Raw genomic sequence first — 17,756 nt, 5'->3', positions numbered from 1 at the left:
GAATTCGAATTTCAATTTAATTGAAATGAAATTGTAATAGTAGACAGGCTATTCAATGATATAATAGCTATTATAATAGAGTTGGTTTTATAGAAAATAGGTGGTAAAAAAATGATCGAAATGAAGAATGTTTACAAGAAATATCCGAATGGAATAGTAGCAGCAAATGGATTAAGTATTAAGTTTAATCAAGGCGAATTTGCTTATATTGTAGGACCTAGTGGTGCTGGAAAGTCGACATTTATCAAAATGATGTATCGAGAAGAACGAGCTACATCTGGAGATGTTATCGTAAACGGTATGAATTTGACGACATTAAAAAACAAAGAAATACCTTATCTCCGTCGACAAATTGGCGTGGTGTTCCAAGATTTTAAATTGTTACCGATGCTAACTGTCTATGAAAATGTTGCATTTGCTTTGGAAGTTATTGAAGAGCAGCCAGCTACGATACGTAAACGTGTCATGGAAGTGTTAGATTTAGTGGGATTAAAACATAAAGCTCGAATGTTCCCGAATGAATTGTCTGGTGGAGAGCAACAACGTGTGTCAATTGCGCGATCGATTGTGAACGTGCCGAAAGTTGTCATTGCTGATGAGCCTACTGGAAACTTGGATCCTGAGACATCTTGGGATATTATGAATCTTTTTGAGGAAATAAATGCACGTGGAACAACAATTATTATGGCAACACATAACAAAGAAATTGTTAATACAATAAGACGTCGTGTTATCGCTATTGAGGGCGGATTGATTGTTCGTGATGAAAATGGAGGTAGTTACGGCTATGAAATCTAGAACTATAAGTCGCCATTTCCGTGAAAGTATAAAATCGATTGGTCGTAATAGCTGGATGACAGTCGCTTCTGTCTCAGCAGTAACGGTCACACTATTAATAGTTGGCGTATTTCTCATGATAATGATGAACTTGAATAAAATTGCTACAGATTTAGAAAATGATGTCGAAATAAAAGTACTTATTGATTTAGAAGCGGATCAAAAAGCTGAAGATGCTTTACAGAAACAAATTAAAGAATTATCAGGTGTAGATTCTTTCAAGTACTCAACAAAAGAGGAAGAACTTAATCATCTTGTAAAAGATTTTGGAGAAGATTTAAGCCTATTTAAACAGAGTAATCCGTTACGTAACGTCATCTATGTAAAGGCTAGTGACCCGCAGAAAACAGCAACAGTAGCCGAGGAGATAGACAAGCTCGATAATACATATGAGGTATTATACGGTAAAGGTAAGATTGAAAAGCTATTTAACTTTTTAAATATTAGTCGAAACGTAGGTATTGGCTTAATCGTAGCGTTGCTATTTACAGCAATGTTCCTAATCTCAAATACAATTAAAATCACAATTGTAGCAAGAAGAAAAGAAATAGAGATTATGAAATTAGTAGGTGCAACTAACTGGTTTGTACGTATTCCGTTTATTTTGGAAGGTATGTGGTTAGGCCTATTAGGTTCCATCATTCCTATTACGGTTGTAACAATTTCATATGTGAAATTACATAGTGTATTGCAACCAAAATTACAAGGCGAAATGTTCCAGCTGTTAGATGTAACACCATTTATTATCCAAGTAGATTTATTGATTTTAATAATGGGTGTATTTATCGGTGTTTGGGGAAGTTTCATGTCTGTACGTAAATTCTTAAAAGTATAAGTAATCGAGATAGATTAATAGAAAAAGAGGGGGTTATTAGTTGAAAAAGCAGTTGAAAAATATTTTATACGTCATTACAGCTACAGTATCTTTATCATTGGTTGTTCAACCAATAGCGAATGCTGAATCTCTAAACGATTTAAAGTCTAAACAGCAAGAATTAGATCAAAAGAAATCGAAACTGAATTCCAACATAAATGAAAAATCAAGTAAGATTAAGTACAACAAATCAAAGCAAGAGAAAATCAACAAACAAATCCAAAAGCTTGATAAGAAGATTATCAAAACGGATGAGAAAATTAGTATTGTAAAATCAACAATTGCTCAAACAACGAGTGAAATTGAGGACTTACAAACTTCTATCAAAGATTTAGAGAAGAAAATTGCAGAACGTGATGCATTATTGAAAGAACGCGCGCGTGCCATTCAAGAAGGTGGCGGTTCAATTAATTATGTTGATGTTCTATTTGGTGCTAGTAGTTTTGTAGATTTAATTGACCGTTTTTCTGCAGTAAACACTTTGTTAGATGCGGATCGTAAAATTTTGCAAGAACAAGCAGATGATAAAAAAAGATTAGAAGAGCAACAGAAGAAACTTGAAGAAAAACGTAAAAAACAAATTGACAATCGTGATCGATTAGAAGATCTTAAGAAATCTTTGGACTCACAAAAATCAAGTAAAAATAAGTTGATTGATGATCTAGAGCGTGAGCAATCAAAACTGAAATCTCAAAAGAAATCACTTCAAAAAGAGTATTCTGAAGCGATTAAAGTAAGTAAAAAAGTTCAAAAAGAAATTCAAAATGAGCAAGCGCGTCTAGCTGAACGAGCACGTAAAGAAGCTGCAGCGAAAGCAAAAGCGAAATCTAAATCAAAATCAGCATATGTTTCAAATGTTGGAGAATCAGGTAATATACCAACTGTTTCAAGTGGTACTTGGACAAGACCTACAACTGGTACTGTTACATCTAATTTTGGCTGGCGTGATATAGGCTCAGGTCAAGAATTTGATTATGGTATCGATATTGCAAATAGTGTAGGTACGCCAATCGTAGCAGCAGCTGATGGAGTAGTCTTCCGTGCAAGCCCACTATCTACATACGGTAATGTAATTATGATCACTCATTCAATTGAGGGTAAAACTTTTACAACGGTATATGCTCACTTAAGTGGCTATAAAGCAAGAGCTGGACAATCTGTTTCTAAAGGTGAAGTAATCGGTTATATGGGACAAACGGGTCGTGCATTCGGAAGTCACTTGCATTTCGAACTTCATACAACAGCTTGGCAAGGGCAAAAAGTTGGGGCAGTTGACCCACGTCGTTATATTTCATTCTAATCAGATTTAATAGAAGTCGTCTGGACATCGGTAAATTCACCGATTACAGGCGACTTTTCTTCTAGTGATAAAAATGATACTAAAAAGAGCTGGATACTGTAAAAACCAGTCCAGTCATCAATTAGTAAAACAAAAATCTTGTATTCTACCAGGACACCTATTAATATACGGTGTAGGGTATATTAATGGGAGTAGGTGTGAATTTTGCCAGTAACAGAATGGTATACTATACGCGGAGTGACATTTCCGACATCATGGGTTTCAGTTCTTATCGCGTTTACTTTGGCAGGAATTATTCTATGGTGGCGTTATGGCAAAAAAGATGCAAGTGTATATGCGGATCATGCTATATTTTTCATTTTAGTTTGGAAGTTTAGTGTGATTGTCACAGATTTGTCGTTGGTAATAAAACAGCCTTTAATTATACTATTCTTTAACGGTGGGACGGTGGGCTTTTACATAGCGATAGTTGCAACTTGTATTTCTATATTCCGTCAGTTGAAAAAGAATGCATTTGCAGCTGCTCAATTACGTACATTAACAATGGCTATTATTTTAACGCAAAGCATGTACCAAATTGCAATGGCCATCCTAAATGATGGTCTCGCTTGGCAAAGGTGGCTGACAGTTGTAGCCTTTATCATTTGGCTGCTCATAGCGATAAAAAACGGCCTCAATCAGGATATTTGGCGTAAGCAACTCATCATTTTATTTAGCTTATCGCATATAATTATCGCATTATTACAGCCAGGTGGTTTTTGGCAGAAATCATTAATGGCAACTATCATATTTAGTTTGTTTGTGTTATTTGTCCATTTCTTAAAAGATAACAGTCGTAAACAGATGGAGGCTTCCACATGAAGAAAAAAATATTTGCGTTGCTAATAATTGCAGCGATGATTGGAATTGCTGTCACAAATTTTGTTAAAACAAAAGTTGCTGAAGAGCAGAAAGTGGATACGAGAGCAACAATTGTTGAGGACACTTTAGGCGTTAAAAGTGGCTTAGCTATTGGTGAATTGGCACCGGATTTTGAATTAGAAACATTAGAAGGAAAAAAAGTAAAGCTATCTGATTTTCGAGGGAAAAAGGTTATTTTAAATTTCTGGGCAACTTGGTGTCCACCTTGTAAGGCAGAAATTCCTCATATGCAAAAGTATTACGAGAAATTTGCAAAAGAAGATAATTTTGAAATCGTAGCAGTCAACTTAACCAGTTATAAAGAAAGTGTTAAATATGTGAAAAAGTTTGTTAAAACGTATGAGATGACTTTCCCGGTTTTATTAGATACTAAGGGTGAACAAATGAATGCATATGAAATTTACATCATTCCAACTACTTACTATATAGATACGAAAGGGATCATTCAAAAGAAGGTAAGAGGACCTGTTGATCAAGATAGTATGCGGGAAAGTGTTAAAGCATTAAATTAATAAAGAAAAATCCACTTTTTGATAGTGTTAATCCTAAGAAATTATTCATAAACTGAATGGATATGAAAGGGGTAGACATGATGCGGAAACGTTGGATTTTTCTTTTTTTTATAGTTTTGCTAGGAGCTATAGGAATGTATGCAGTATCAAAATTGCAAGGAGCGGAGCCTTCAAGTGAAAAAGTGAGTAAACTAGAAAAAATTGATGAAGCTTTTAAACTAATAAGAAAAGAATCAGTGCATGAGACTTCTGAGGAACAGCTAGTTGAAGGGGCAATTAAAGGCATGGCGGGTTCACTGGGTGACCCATATAGCACTTATTACACAAAGGAAGAAGCTAGAATGCATAAGGAGTCGCTGTCTGATTCCCGTGTCGGTATTGGAGCTGAAATTACAGCAAGTGATGGCAAATTTATCATTGTTTCACCTGTTAAGGCGTCTCCAGCAGAAAAAGCAGGATTGAAACCTTATGATGAAATTGTACAAGTAAATAAGGAACGATTAGAAGGTAAATCTATGGCACAGCTCTTAGCTCTTATTCAAGGAGAAGAGGGTACAACGATAAAAATGACTATATTCAGACCAGCAGAAGACCGTCATATTGAGGTTTCAATGACAAGATCAGCAATTTCCATGGAAACGGTGCATAGTGAAATTTTACAAGCTGATGATCACCTAATCGGATATGTATCTATTTCACTTTTTGGGGAAAAAACTGCAGAAGAATGGCAAAAACATACGTCTTCTTTGATGAAACAAAAAATCTCAGGTCTTATTATTGATGTGCGTAGTAATCCAGGTGGCTATTTACGAAGTGTTGAGCAAGTTATAGCAAGTGTTGTAAAACCAGGCTCTACATATGCTTTTATGCAAAATGCCAAGGGAGAGCTTGAGCCGTTAGTAACTGATGAAAAGAAAAACAAATTAAATTTTGACACACAATTAAAATCGTTGCCGATCGTATTACTTCAAGATGAAGGAAGTGCTTCAGCAAGTGAAGTTTTAAGTGGGTCATTAAAAGAATTAGATCGAGCTACTATAGCAGGTGTAAAAAGTTTTGGAAAAGGCACAGTACAAGAAACTTGGCCATTGTTAAATGGTGGAGAATTAAAGTTATCAACGCATAAATGGCTTACACCAGATAAGAAATGGATTCACGGAAAAGGAATAGAAGCAACTTTACATGTAGAACAGGATGATTTATATCATATGGAGTTGCCGCCATTAGCAGGCAGTTTCGAAGAAGGAGATTTCAATGAGCAAGTAAGATATGTACAAGAAGTATTATCGAAAATGGACTATAAATTAGAGCGAACAGATGGATATTTTGATCGCCAAACAGCTGAAGCAGTTCTGTTATATAGAAAGACAAAAAAATTAGCACAAGAACCTATTATTAATGAATCATTCTTTTCAGCATTACATAAAGAAATGGTAGAATATAAGGATAGCAATGAAAATGACCATCAATTACAAATGGCTATCGGGTATATGCTGAAAAATTTAAAATGATGAATTAACAAACAATTTGTTTGTTAAAAGTACCTAAAAAAAGGTGTAGTCTTATAATTTTGAGAAATGGTCACGTCTTTACAAGCTTTTTTCTGATATTTCACCCAAAATAGGCTCTAATTTTGAAATTTAATCCAAATACCACTACGTTTTCAAACAGTCGTTTGATACAATTAATAAATAGACAAACTACTAGATACACTACGGAAGGTGATACGGAAAATGTACTTAGATATAATAGTTGAGTTGGTTAAAGGCATTGGCCGTTTCTTTTTAAATCCAATTCTATACATTGCCATTATTTTTGCCATATTACTAGGCTATCGACGCGTAATTACAGAGCGTAAATCATTCAACACAAGGATTCGATGGGGCTGGACAGAAACGCTTTTCTTGTTAAAAGACGGATGGCTACTAGCACTCGGCATATCGATAGTAAGTATTGCGATTGGATTAGTTGTACCATTTGAATACTTAGTGTTATTCAGTTGCGCAAGTATCATTTGTATTTTAACTTTTTATTATTATACAGCTTCAGCGGTTTATCCTTTCGCTATAGCTTTCGGTGTTATTTGGTATTTATATGCGAATGACAAGTCTTTTGATTTTTTAGGGTGGACGTTTTCTGGAGAATCGATGGACTTAGGGTTATATGTAGTGATACCAGCGTTTATCGGTTTACTCTTATTAGCAGAAGGTATACTTGTTTATAAGCACGCATCGAATTTTGCTTCACCAAGATTAGAAAAGTCTGATCGAGGTATGCAGGCCACTACATATTTAGTGAAACGATTGTGGCTATTACCGATTTTCTTCGTTATTCCTGGTGGATTAATTCAAGAATATATCCCATATTGGCCACAATTTACGATGTTCAATTCTACGTTTTCAATAATTTTAGTACCAGTTGTGATTGGATTTCAGCAGCGCACACGTAAAACATTGCCTGTTCACTTTTATCCTCGAATGGGGCGAACAATTATCTTACTAGCTCTAATTGTATTAATAGGAGCAGGTACTGCTTACAAGGTAACTGTTCTTGGCTTTATAGCTGTTTGTATCGCTGTATGTGGGCGTTTGTTAATTTCGATTATATATGCTTGGACTGAGCGAAATGCAGGCTATGCGGTAACGCCACGCAATTCTGGTGTGGTCATAGCTGCTGTCTTACCAGGATCTCCCGCACAGGCGATGGGATTACAGGTGGGGGAATGTATCCGTAAGGTGAATGGACTTGAAGTGCAAAAAGAAGAAGAATTATACGAAGCATTGCAAATAAATGCCGCACATTGTCGTATTGAAGTATTAAATCATGAAGGTGAAGTTCGCCTGCGACAACACGTTATTCATCGACATGATCATTACAAAATCGGTCTACTCGTCGTAAGATAAGGAGAAAAAATAGAATCTATGGTTACTAAAGTAATTTTAGCACTGTTCATTCCAGGATTACTCGTCGTATTATTTACACGCATCACATTCAGTCATTATGTAGCTTTAGTGTTATCTGTAGCACTTATTGCAGCTTCAGTTTATGCTGGTTTTACACATACAACTTTTTTATATGTTATTGATGCGTTATCATTAACAGTTGGCTTCTGGTATGCCACACGTATGATGAATCGCAATAAAGAACAATAAAAATACAAAAGAAAGCCCGATTTGTCGAATGAGACAATCGGGCTTTTGCTTTGCCAGGAAATGACCTGAATGGAATGTGAGCTACGAATGAGTAGTATTCATAAATATATTGCTCGAATGAGAGTGTATGATTAGATTTTCTCGCAAATGGGCGATACTCAAATGAGAGTTTCTTAGCAGACAATTGATATCATCAACTTTCTTTATTGAACGAAAAGAGCCTATTGCTCCTTTACCAGAAAGAAAACAATAGGCTCTCAAATATATACGAACCATCTCGTTCTCATCTTTCAAGCAAATAATGCTTGTAGGAATTGGCACAGTGTTCATACATGAATCTGTTGCCGAGACTTCATAGGGCCTGTCCCTCAGTCTCTCTGGATAAGAAAGTGATATTACTATGTAATTGTTGTAAGAATTATATATTACTATATACTCAATTGAAAGAAAAGTCAAATAATTTTGAGCGAATTAAAAAAGTAAACTGTAAATTGATAAAATAGCAATAGCACCAATTACAACGATGATCACATTAGCGCCTGCAAGTGCGATGGCAAATGCAGTTACAGTTCCAACTAAACCGAATAAAATATCGCCTTCTTTAATCAGCAATATTGCCGGGAAAATCATTGCTCCTAAGATTGCGTAAGGGATATTTTGTAAAACACCAGAAATAATAGGGGGTAATTCTTTCCCCTCTAAGAATGTTAACGGAATTGCGCGTGGAATATACGTCACAATTGCCATACCAATAAGCATCCACCAGTACCAAGAACCCATTACACAAAACCTCCTTTTCGTTTTGCACGATTTGCATAAACGATTTCAACTGTTATTGAAGAAACCAGAGCAGCAACTAATAATGCCCAGCCAGTTGATAAAATTTGTGTCCAGTAGAAAAAGCAATTAATAACTGCTGCGAGCAAAGCTAGCATAACTACTTTGCGATTACCTTTCATAGAGGGAACTAACAGGCCGACGAACATGGCATATAGAGCAATCCCCATGGCTACTTGCAAGAAGGCTGGCAAATTTGCACCTATTAAGTGACCGACTGCTGTGAAAACAACCCAACTCCCATATGCAATGAGCATTACACCGACACCAAATGAAGTAGGTAGCTTTTCTTCTTTTCGTGTTGCAAGTACAGAAAATGATTCATCTGTTACCCAAAAAGCATAGATGGATTTTTTCCATTTTGTTTTGGATTGCATCTTTTCATTTAGTGATGCCGTCATTAAAAAGTGACGGATATTGACGACAAAAGTATTAAGGACAATTAGTAAAGGATCTGTCCCTGTTGTCAATAAATTTAAAGCTATATACTGTGAAGCTCCAGCGTAAACGAGTATACTCATAGCCGTTGCTTCAATCATTGACAGACCGGTTGTTTTTGCGAGCAAACCAAATGTCAGTGCAATTGGAAAGTAGCCGATCGCAATACTAGAACCTGCCTTCATACCAGCTGAAAAGCCAAGTTTTTTCATGTGTAGGTCCTCCATTGAAATGTTTAATAAAGTATACAGCCGTATGATAAAATATACAAGAGGTGAAATTTATGGAAGAAATAAGCCGTAATTTAGGAAAACAATTGAAGAAAATCCGTCATCAACGCTTGCTTAGCTTAGATGATATGGCTAAATTAACTGATGTTAGTAAAGGTCAGTTAGCACAAATGGAAAAAGGAGAATCCAATCCAACTGTGTCGACGATTTGGAAAATTGCTACCGGTTTACGCATTTCATTTTCAACACTATTAAAACCACCGAAGGAGCAATTTTTAAAAATAAATAGTGCAGAAATGCCATTTGTCACGGAGAACGATGGAAAGTATCGAGTATATTCAATTATTCCTTATGACCCTGAACGGGGTTGGGAACTCTTTAAAGTAGAAATGGATCCTGGGTGTAGTCATAAGAGTGATGCACATACTGATGGAGTAGAAGAAACCATAACGGCTATAAAAGGACAAGTAGTTGTCGAAGCTGGTGATATGAGTGAAACCTTAAATGTTGGTGAAACGCTCGTATTTAAAGGACATCAAATCCATCAATATACGAATACAGCAGATGAAATGACTGTCCTGCACTTTATTTTACAATATAAACAGTAACTTTTAAGTAGCGCTCATTCCTCAATTGGAATACCGACAAGACGCTATTTTCTAGAGAGGGAGAAACATATGCCTGACTGGTTAACGTTAGAAAATTTTCATGCATTAGCAAAAGAATATCGATTATTTGGCACGCTTCTAGGTATATTACTACCATTTTTTGAAGCTTTTTTACCATTTCTCCCACTAGCGGCATTTGTCGTCGCAAATGCCAGTGCATATGGGCTATGGATTGGTTTTCTACTTTCTTGGAGCGGAGCTGTGTTAGGATCTTATTGTGTATTTTTGATCGTACGAAAATATGGGCAAAGTCGATTATTGAACTACGTGACAAATCGTGCTACGGTGAAAAGATTAATTCATTGGGTTGAAATGAAAGGATTTACTCCGTTATTTCTATTGCTATGTTTTCCTTTTACACCATCAGCGCTCGTTAATATTGTTGCAGGCTTATCCAATCTAAAGCGCCATCATTATTTATTTACAATAATGGCTTCAAAACTTGTTATGATTTTCGTTATTAGCTGGATTGGCTCAGATTTAAGTGCGCTGATAACAGATCCTATCCGTACTGGTATAATCGTTATATTGATAGGAATTATGTGGTGGGGCGGAAAAATGGTTGAAGGACACTTAAATGCAAAAGTGGAAGAAGATATGAGAAGAGCCTCCCGAACAAATAAAAAGTGAAGTAATTTGCCACTGTTCTATTTTTAATATAAAATAGGAACAAACGTTCTTTTTTGTTAAGGGTCTACATATTTTTGAGCATAGATAGTAAAAGTGGTTGAAATTTTTATCGTGATTAAAAGAGGGGGAGTTAGAATGTCACTGCGTATCGTTTCTGGAAGGTCAGGCTCTGGAAAATCGACACTTATTCATCATGAAATAGTTGATATTATAAAGGAACAGTCGATAGGGGCACCAATATTCTTGCTTGTTCCTGACCAAATGTCATTTTCTTCTGAATATGATTTAACACATCGCTACGGTGTATCAGGGCTTATTCGGGCGCAGGTTACGACGTTTAAGCGTTTAGCGTGGCGCGTCCTGCAAGAAACTGGTGGCATAAGCCGACAAGAGATTAACGGCTTCGGCTACCGAATGCTTATCAAACGTTTATTAGAGGATAATAAAGAACAGTTTTCATTGTTTCGTCAGGCAGCTGGAAAACGCGGCTTTACGGATGAGATGGAAACTTTATTAAAGGAATTTAATCGCTATAGTTTGGATAGCAAAACATTAGAACTGCTTCTATCAGATTTTGAAGGCATGAATGCACCACAAACATTGCGGGATAAGGCACATGATCTTCAGTTATTATTGTCAGCTTTAGAAGAGCGATTAGGTACTACATATATTGATAGTGAAGGTTATTTCCCCTTGCTAACAGCACAGCTAAAGGATTCGGAAATTATTCGATCTGCAGATATTTATATTGATGGATTCACAGCATTCACAACACGAGAATTTGAATTAGTGCAAGAATTATTAAAAGTAGCGCGTCGAGTAACGATTGTTTTGCCTATGGAATCAGATGCTGATGCAGACGATGAGCAAGCACTATTTTATCAATCTGCTCGTACAAGTGTACGCTTAAAAGAATTAGCATTTGAAGAAGGCATTGAAGTAGAGCCAACAGTGCATTGTCAAACAGTATTCCGTTTCCAAAATAATGATTTGAAATGTATCGAAGAAAAATTTGATTCACATGAAGAAACAACGTGTAACTCTTCGGATGATTTTGAGATTATTGAAGCAGTCAATCGCCGTGCAGAAGTACATGCGATTGCAAGGAAAATTAGAGAATTTATGCAAAATGATGCAATTCGTTATCGTGAGATGGCTATTTTGTATCGTCAAGCCAATGTATATGATCCATTGTTTGCGACAATTTTCCCTCAATACGATATTCCTGTTTTCGTAAGTCAAAAAAAGCCCATGCTTCATCATCCATTAATTGAACTAAGTCGCTCGGCTCTGGAGGCTATCCAATCTGATTGGAAGTACGAGCCTATTTTCCGTGCAGTAAAAACGGATTTGTTTTTCCCGGTAGATGCAGATTTACAAGTTTGGCGGGAGCGCGCAGACCGTTTGGAAAACTTTGTTATTGCACAAGGGATCTATAGTGAGCGCTGGTTTGATGAGAATCGTTGGCTATATAAAAAATATCGCGGACTAGAATTTTTAACAAAAAATCAAACAGATGATGAGCGCGCCTTCCAGCAAGAAATTGAAGCAGCTCGAAGTAAAGTAAGAGAACCTTTAAAAGAGTTAGAAAATGAATTAGCTAGTTGTAAAACTGGGCAAGATATCGCAACAGCTCTCTTTAATTTTATCGAGAATCTTGAAGTTTATGAAAAACTGCAGGCTTTAAAAGATAAAGAAATAGACAAAGGCCAATTGCTAGCTGCAAGTGAACATGAACAAGCGTGGAACCAATGGGTAGACGTACTTGATCAGTTCGTCATGATGTTTGGTGAACAAGAAATGACGCTAGAAGAAGCGCTCCACACATTAGAAGAAGGGTTCGATACATTAGAATTTTCACGTATCCCACCGTCATTAGATCAAGTGACCATTGCAACAGCAGATTTGTCTCGTTTAACGAATATGAAAGCAGTTTTCGTAATCGGTATGAATGAAGGTGTATATCCACAAAGGATGGACCATGAAGGATTACTTTCGGATGCAGAACGTGAATGGTTTATGCAACTTGGGATGGAGCTGGCACCAACATCTAAAACGAGATTGTTAGAAGAATCATTCATTACCTATCGAGCCTTAACCATGGCTTCTGAAAAGCTCGTTGTTAGTTATGCGATTGCAGATGAAGAAAGTAAAGCGTTATTACCATCTCTATATGTGAAGAAGTTACAGCAACTTATTCCCAATGCACCATTTACAAGGGCGTTAATGGATCCAACTGAGGCTTTATCAGAGCTCTCGGATCTCCCTTATATTAATCACCCTAATACGTCTTTAGCCTATTTAATGATGCAACTTAGACAAGTGGAGCATGGAAAAGAGCTTACACCCGAATGGCGTGCGTTGCAGGCGTATTATGAAGAGGATCCTTATTGGTCGGATATTCTAGAGCGTTTAATGCGCCCACTAAAAGTGCTGAATAAAGCAGAACAACTTACACCTGATATTACTGATGCCTTGTATGGATCAACTCTTACCTCAAGTGTTTCACGTATTGAGAAGTTCTATGGTTGTCCATTTTCACATTTTTCAACTTATGGTTTACGTCTTGAGGAACGTGCGGAGTATCGACTGGAAACACCGACAATCGGGGACTTATTCCATGCAGCGTTAAAATGGATTTCTGAGGAGACACATGAGAAGAATATAAAATGGGGTCAGTTGACGCCAGAGCAATGTGCTGATTTAGCAAAACGAGCAGTGGATAAGATTTCTCCACTGTTGTATCACCAAATTTTAATGAGTACATCGCGTTATCGCTACATTCAAAGAAAACTGACATTGATCGTACAAAGAACGATGCTTTCTTTAAGTCAACATGCACGTGTATCAAATTTCAAACCGATTGCTTTAGAAGCTGCATTTGGACCAGGAGAACCCTTACCACCATTAATGATCAAATTAGATGGAGGTAAGAAAATGCAAATGCGCGGTCGAATTGACCGAGTAGATGCAACTACAATTAATGATAAACCGTATATTCGCGTTGTAGATTATAAATCTTCTGCGAAAAAGCTAGATTTAAATGATGTGTATTATGGTCTATCTTTACAAATGTTAACCTATTTGGATGTGGCTGTTGAAAATTCAGAGGCATGGTTACCGTTACATTCAGAAGCTGGTGGTGTGTTATATATACATGTCCACAATCCGATGCTAAAGCCACATGATAATTTGGATGGCACACAGGCAGAACTGGAACGATTAAAAGAATTCAAGATGAAGGGTCTTTTATTAGATGATCGAGAAACTTTGATTGATATGGATGAGGCGCTTGAAGAAGGCGGCCATTCACAAGTAGTACCAGTTTATGTGGGTAAGAAGGATGGTACCGTTTCACCAAAAATGTCTTCCGTTATCTCAACTCAAGAAATGGGGCATCTCCGAAATTTTGTACGATACAAGCATCAACAGGCCGGTGAGGGCATTTTAGCAGGTCATACTGATATAAGTCCATACCGTATGAAAACACGTACAGCTTGCGAGTATTGCTCATTTAAGAGCGTATGTCAGTTTGATACAACAGATGCAAATCAACATTATCGATACTTACAACCAATCGGTAAAAAAGAAGATGTTATTGAGCAAATTCGAAAGGAGACTAAAGCAGATGAAGGAAATTCCTGTGAAGCCGGCGACAGCAACTTGGACTGATGAGCAGTGGAAAGCAATCTGGGCTACTGGACAAGATACTTTAGTTTCAGCAGCAGCGGGCTCAGGAAAAACAGCCGTATTGATCAATCGTATGATTGAAAAGGTTATCTCATCGGATAATCCAATCGATGTTGATGAGTTGTTAGTCGTAACATTTACCAATGCGTCTGCAGCTGAAATGCGCCATCGTATGGCAGAAGCCCTTGAAAAAGCTATTAACAATGAGCCAGATTCAAAGCATCTCAGAAGGCAATTAAGTTTATTAAATAAAGCACAAATTTCTACATTACACTCATTTTGTTTAAATATTGTTCGACAATATGCGTATCTATTAGACATTGATCCAGGCTTCCGTATTGCAAACGATACTGAAGCTGCTCTTTTAAAAGATGATACGTTAGCAGAAGTACTAGAAGAAGCTTATAACAGTGACCAAGTTGACGATGTATATCGATTAGTTGACAGTTTTACATCCGATCGTGATGACCAAGCAATTGAGACATTAATTGAAAAATTATACGATATGTCACGTGTTAATCCAGAGCCGATGAAATGGCTAGAATCACTACCAGATCAATATGACCTTGAAGGTATTACATCAATTGATGAGTTGCCAATTAGTAAAATAATAAAGCGTTCGGTTAGCCATGCTATTGAAGCTGCCTATGCGCTTATTAAAGATATGCGAGAGCTAAGCCTAGCACCAAACGGCCCGTCAGCCTATGGTGAAACAGCTGAGAAGGATTTTATTTTATTAACTGAAGCTCGTGCATTTTTACACGAACGTTCTTGGGAAGAGGCATATGAATATTTCCATTCCGTTAGCTGGGCGAGAATTTCTACGAAGAAGATGGATTGTGATTTAGAATTAAAAGCTTTAGCTCAAAACAAACGTAAGCAAGCAAAGGAATTATTTGACACGGCTAAAAAACAATATTTCACAAGAAGGCCAGAACGATTGCTAGAAGAGATTCGTTTAATGAAACCAATGCTCGAAACACTAGTAATAATCGCTGCAAGTTTCAGTGAAAAATATGCCGCTGCAAAAAACGAAAAAGGTCTTGTAGATTTCTCAGACTTAGAACATTTTGCTTTGCAAATTCTAACGGATGAAATTGACGGAGAACTTGTTCCGTCAGCTGTAGCACTGAGTTATCGAGAAAAGTTCAATGAAGTACTTGTTGATGAATATCAAGATACTAATAGACTTCAAGAAACCATTTTACAGCTTGTGAAAAGTGGTGGGGAAGCGGATGGCAATATGTTTATGGTTGGTGATGTAAAACAATCTATTTACCGATTCAGATTGGCAGAACCGACGCTTTTTTTAAACAAATATTTGGCGTTTGAAGAAGAACCAAACAATACAGGTATGAAAATTGACTTAAATGCAAACTTCAGAAGTCGTCAAGAAGTATTGCACGGTACAAACTATATTTTCTCACAGATTATGGGCGAAGAAGTCGGAGAAATCAATTACGACGAAGCTGCAGCATTAAAGCCACAAGCTCCCTATAATGAAAAAGATGCCCCAATTGAATTGACAGTGTTATATACAGATCAAACTGAAGAGGGAGAGTCTAAAGAAACTGATGATGGTGAAGCGGGTGTCAGTTCTGAATTACAAGCTGAAGAAGAATTAAAAAAATCTCAGCAAGAGGCACGCTATATAATTGAGAAAATAAAGCAATTAATGGATTCTGGACAAATGGTTTATGATACAAAAAAAGGCACCGAACGACCTTTAGAATATCGTGATATTGTCATATTAATGCGCTCGATGACTTGGTCAGGTGATTTAGCAGAGGAGTTTAAGCTAGCAGGGATTCCGTTATATGCAGAGTTGTCTAAAGGATATTTTGAAGCCCTTGAAGTAATGATAATGATAAATACGTTGAGAATTATTGATAACCCATATCAAGATATTCCATTAGCATCTGTATTAAGAGCGCCATTTGTTGGGTTAACGGAGAATGAGCTAGCGAAAATTCGTTTAGCTGACCCGAAAGCACCTTTTTATGATGCTTTGAAACAATTTGTACGCATCGAAGGTACGGGGCTAAAATCTAGTACTGCTGAAAAGTTACAACGTTTCTTACTGCACTTTGAAGATTGGCGTGATTTAGCTCGTAGGGGTTCTCTAGCAGACTTAATTTGGCGAGTCTATATTGATACGAATTATTATGAAATGGTTGGTGCAATGCCTAATGGTAAACAGCGTCAAGCGAATTTACGTGCACTTCATGATCGTGCGTTATCGTATGAAAAAACGTCTTTCCGAGGGCTTTTCCGATTTTTAAGATTCGTAGATCGTATGAGATTACGTGGTGATGATTTAGGAACTGCACGCGCTATTAGTGAAACGGAAAATGTTGTACGTTTAATGACAATACACTCATCTAAAGGCTTAGAGTTCCCTTATGTTTTTGTAGCCGGATTAGGACGAGAGTTTAACAAAATGGATTTCAATTTACCGTATTTATTCGACCAACAATTTGGTTTAGCGGTGAAAATGATTGATCCTGAGAAACGTATTCAATATACCTCTCTGCCATTCCTTGCGATGCAGGAGAAAAAGAAGCTTGAGTTAAAGGCAGAAGAGATGCGAGTTCTTTATGTTGCGATGACACGTGCAAAAGAACATCTTTATCTAGTTGGTACTGTGAAAAACTGGGATAAGACAAAAGCTGTTTGGGAAGATGCAAAACTAATACCTGAAGGTGAAATGCTACCTGATCATGTTCGAGCTTTAGCAAAAAGCTATTTAGATTGGATTGGTCCAGCTTTAGCTAGACACCCAGACTATGACCGATGTCTAAATGATGAAACCCAGTTAGCTACTAACGAATTATCGAGATGGAAAGTTCAAGTGATAGGTGCAGAACATTTTAAAGCGCCATTAGAAGTGGCGGAAATAGATGAAGAGATTGTTGAGGATACGAAAAAACCTACTCTTGTTGATGAGGGTTTATTAACAACTATCAAAAAGCGTTTTAATACAGCATATGCGTACGATAGAGCGATAGCAAAACGATCTAAAACATCTGTTAGTGAACTAAAACGTCTGCAAAATTTAGAACAATCTGAGCAACCTGAACTTTTTTGGAATGCACCTAAAAAACAACAGCAAGTGGCAAAAAGACCTAGCTTTTTACAACAACGTTCGTTAACAGCAGCCGAAATTGGAACAGCTATGCATACGGTAATGCAACATATACCGCAGAAGGGCTTGCATTCAATTGAAGAGGTTGATGTTTTTGTGCAAGGGCTTGTTGACCGTCAACTTTTGACGAAGGAAGAGGGGGCAGCTGTACATGCACCTAAAATTGTAGGTTTCTTTGCAACATCTGCAGGTCAGCGCTTTATGAATGCAGTAGAACTTTATCGAGAAACGCCATTTACTTTTAGTATTACTGATGAAGACGGTGACTCACAAATCGTACAAGGGATTGTCGATTGTCTATTTAAAGAAGCAGATGGTAATTGGATTCTACTCGACTATAAAACCGACCGAATTAAAGAAACGATGAAAACAGATGAAGGTTTACAAAAGGAAATGAAAGAACGTTACGATGTACAGTTGACGCTATATAAAAAGGCGATAGAAGAGACTTTAAAAATCAACGTTGCAGAAAAATTAATATATGCATTTGACGCACAGCGCTCAATTGAATTATAGGAGGAA

General features: G+C 37.0%; 14 protein-coding genes and 1 riboswitch. Of the genes, 12 read left to right on the top strand and 2 right to left on the bottom strand.

Annotated elements, in window-relative coordinates:
* Window positions 1-111: 111 nt before the first annotated feature.
* The 8 genes from ftsE to AC3IS5_RS17365 all read left to right on the top strand — a co-directional run bounded on the left by ftsE (window position 112) and on the right by AC3IS5_RS17365 (window position 7,596).
* Window positions 112-798 carry a cell division ATP-binding protein FtsE gene (gene ftsE, locus AC3IS5_RS17400; RefSeq protein WP_489425513.1) on the top strand — a complete coding sequence of 229 codons (687 nt, stop codon included), beginning with the start codon at window positions 112-114 and terminating at the stop codon, window positions 796-798.
* Window positions 788-1,672 (top strand): permease-like cell division protein FtsX, encoded by an 885-nt coding sequence (ftsX, locus tag AC3IS5_RS17395; RefSeq protein WP_489425512.1) that lies wholly within the window; start codon window positions 788-790, stop codon window positions 1,670-1,672. The genes ftsE and ftsX overlap by 11 nt, the downstream gene beginning before the upstream one ends.
* Window positions 1,673-1,712: 40 nt before the next feature.
* Window positions 1,713-3,011: a murein hydrolase activator EnvC family protein gene (locus AC3IS5_RS17390; RefSeq protein ID WP_489425511.1), complete on the top strand. Its 1,299-nt coding sequence runs from the start codon at window positions 1,713-1,715 to the stop codon at window positions 3,009-3,011.
* A 204-nt stretch (window positions 3,012-3,215) separates the two neighbouring features.
* A complete protein-coding gene (locus AC3IS5_RS17385; RefSeq protein WP_489425510.1) occupies window positions 3,216-3,872 on the top strand; it encodes a hypothetical protein in 657 nt (218 codons plus the stop codon).
* Complete coding sequence (locus AC3IS5_RS17380) at window positions 3,869-4,444, top strand: peroxiredoxin family protein (RefSeq protein WP_489425509.1); 576 nt, start codon at window positions 3,869-3,871, stop codon at window positions 4,442-4,444. The genes AC3IS5_RS17385 and AC3IS5_RS17380 overlap by 4 nt, the downstream gene beginning before the upstream one ends.
* Before the next feature lie 134 nt (window positions 4,445-4,578).
* A complete protein-coding gene (locus AC3IS5_RS17375) occupies window positions 4,579-5,955 on the top strand; it encodes a S41 family peptidase (protein WP_489425508.1) in 1,377 nt (458 codons plus the stop codon).
* Window positions 5,956-6,177: 222 nt separating this feature from the next.
* Window positions 6,178-7,347: a PDZ domain-containing protein gene (locus AC3IS5_RS17370; RefSeq protein ID WP_489425507.1), complete on the top strand. Its 1,170-nt coding sequence runs from the start codon at window positions 6,178-6,180 to the stop codon at window positions 7,345-7,347.
* 9 nt (window positions 7,348-7,356) lie between these two features.
* Window positions 7,357-7,596: a CsbA family protein gene (locus AC3IS5_RS17365; RefSeq protein WP_053417745.1), complete on the top strand. Its 240-nt coding sequence runs from the start codon at window positions 7,357-7,359 to the stop codon at window positions 7,594-7,596.
* A 280-nt stretch (window positions 7,597-7,876) separates the two neighbouring features.
* A riboswitch (SAM riboswitch) is annotated at window positions 7,877-7,984 on the bottom strand.
* Between the two features lie 83 nt (window positions 7,985-8,067).
* On the opposite strand, the gene AC3IS5_RS17360 is transcribed toward AC3IS5_RS17365, so the two are convergent.
* Window positions 8,068-8,376 (bottom strand): AzlD domain-containing protein, encoded by a 309-nt coding sequence (locus tag AC3IS5_RS17360; protein ID WP_489425506.1) that lies wholly within the window; start codon window positions 8,374-8,376, stop codon window positions 8,068-8,070.
* Complete coding sequence (locus tag AC3IS5_RS17355) at window positions 8,376-9,083, bottom strand: AzlC family ABC transporter permease (protein WP_489425505.1); 708 nt, start codon at window positions 9,081-9,083, stop codon at window positions 8,376-8,378. The genes AC3IS5_RS17360 and AC3IS5_RS17355 overlap by 1 nt, the downstream gene beginning before the upstream one ends.
* 71 nt (window positions 9,084-9,154) lie before the next feature.
* Here AC3IS5_RS17355 and AC3IS5_RS17350 point away from each other — a divergent pair, with 71 nt between their 5' ends.
* The 4 genes from AC3IS5_RS17350 (at window position 9,155) to addA (ending at window position 17,750) form a co-directional block, all read left to right on the top strand.
* Window positions 9,155-9,709, top strand: coding sequence for a helix-turn-helix domain-containing protein (locus AC3IS5_RS17350; protein ID WP_489425504.1), 555 nt, complete (start codon window positions 9,155-9,157; stop codon window positions 9,707-9,709).
* Between the two features lie 69 nt (window positions 9,710-9,778).
* Window positions 9,779-10,399 carry a TVP38/TMEM64 family protein gene (locus AC3IS5_RS17345; protein ID WP_489425503.1) on the top strand — a complete coding sequence of 207 codons (621 nt, stop codon included), beginning with the start codon at window positions 9,779-9,781 and terminating at the stop codon, window positions 10,397-10,399.
* Window positions 10,400-10,534: 135 nt separating this feature from the next.
* The gene (gene addB, locus AC3IS5_RS17340) at window positions 10,535-14,071 is read left to right on the top strand and encodes a helicase-exonuclease AddAB subunit AddB (protein ID WP_489425502.1); all 3,537 of its coding nucleotides are present in this window, start codon (window positions 10,535-10,537) and stop codon (window positions 14,069-14,071) included.
* A complete protein-coding gene (gene addA / locus AC3IS5_RS17335; RefSeq protein ID WP_489425501.1) occupies window positions 14,028-17,750 on the top strand; it encodes a helicase-exonuclease AddAB subunit AddA in 3,723 nt (1,240 codons plus the stop codon). The genes addB and addA overlap by 44 nt, the downstream gene beginning before the upstream one ends.
* Window positions 17,751-17,756: the final 6 nt, after the last annotated feature.

This window comes from Viridibacillus sp. KH_047, from assembly GCF_057838945.1.
The sequence above is the reverse complement of the archived record's forward strand: the minus strand, read 5'-3'. Positions and strand labels throughout refer to the sequence as shown.

Excerpts from the sequence above, each read along its gene's own strand:
- addB (WP_489425502.1), top strand. The coding sequence starts at position 10,535 with ATGTCACTGCGTATCGTTTCTGGAAGGTCAGGCTCTGGAAAATCGACA.
- AC3IS5_RS17345 (WP_489425503.1), top strand. The coding sequence starts at position 9,779 with ATGCCTGACTGGTTAACGTTAGAAAATTTTCATGCATTAGCAAAAGAA.
- AC3IS5_RS17350 (WP_489425504.1), top strand. The coding sequence starts at position 9,155 with ATGGAAGAAATAAGCCGTAATTTAGGAAAACAATTGAAGAAAATCCGT.
- AC3IS5_RS17355 (WP_489425505.1), bottom strand. The coding sequence starts at position 9,083 with ATGAAAAAACTTGGCTTTTCAGCTGGTATGAAGGCAGGTTCTAGTATT.
- AC3IS5_RS17375 (WP_489425508.1), top strand. The coding sequence starts at position 4,579 with ATGTATGCAGTATCAAAATTGCAAGGAGCGGAGCCTTCAAGTGAAAAA.
- ftsE (WP_489425513.1), top strand. The coding sequence starts at position 112 with ATGATCGAAATGAAGAATGTTTACAAGAAATATCCGAATGGAATAGTA.
- addA (WP_489425501.1), top strand. The coding sequence starts at position 14,028 with ATGAAGGAAATTCCTGTGAAGCCGGCGACAGCAACTTGGACTGATGAG.
- AC3IS5_RS17360 (WP_489425506.1), bottom strand. The coding sequence starts at position 8,376 with ATGGGTTCTTGGTACTGGTGGATGCTTATTGGTATGGCAATTGTGACG.
- AC3IS5_RS17370 (WP_489425507.1), top strand. The coding sequence starts at position 6,178 with ATGTACTTAGATATAATAGTTGAGTTGGTTAAAGGCATTGGCCGTTTC.
- ftsX (WP_489425512.1), top strand. The coding sequence starts at position 788 with ATGAAATCTAGAACTATAAGTCGCCATTTCCGTGAAAGTATAAAATCG.
- AC3IS5_RS17380 (WP_489425509.1), top strand. The coding sequence starts at position 3,869 with ATGAAGAAAAAAATATTTGCGTTGCTAATAATTGCAGCGATGATTGGA.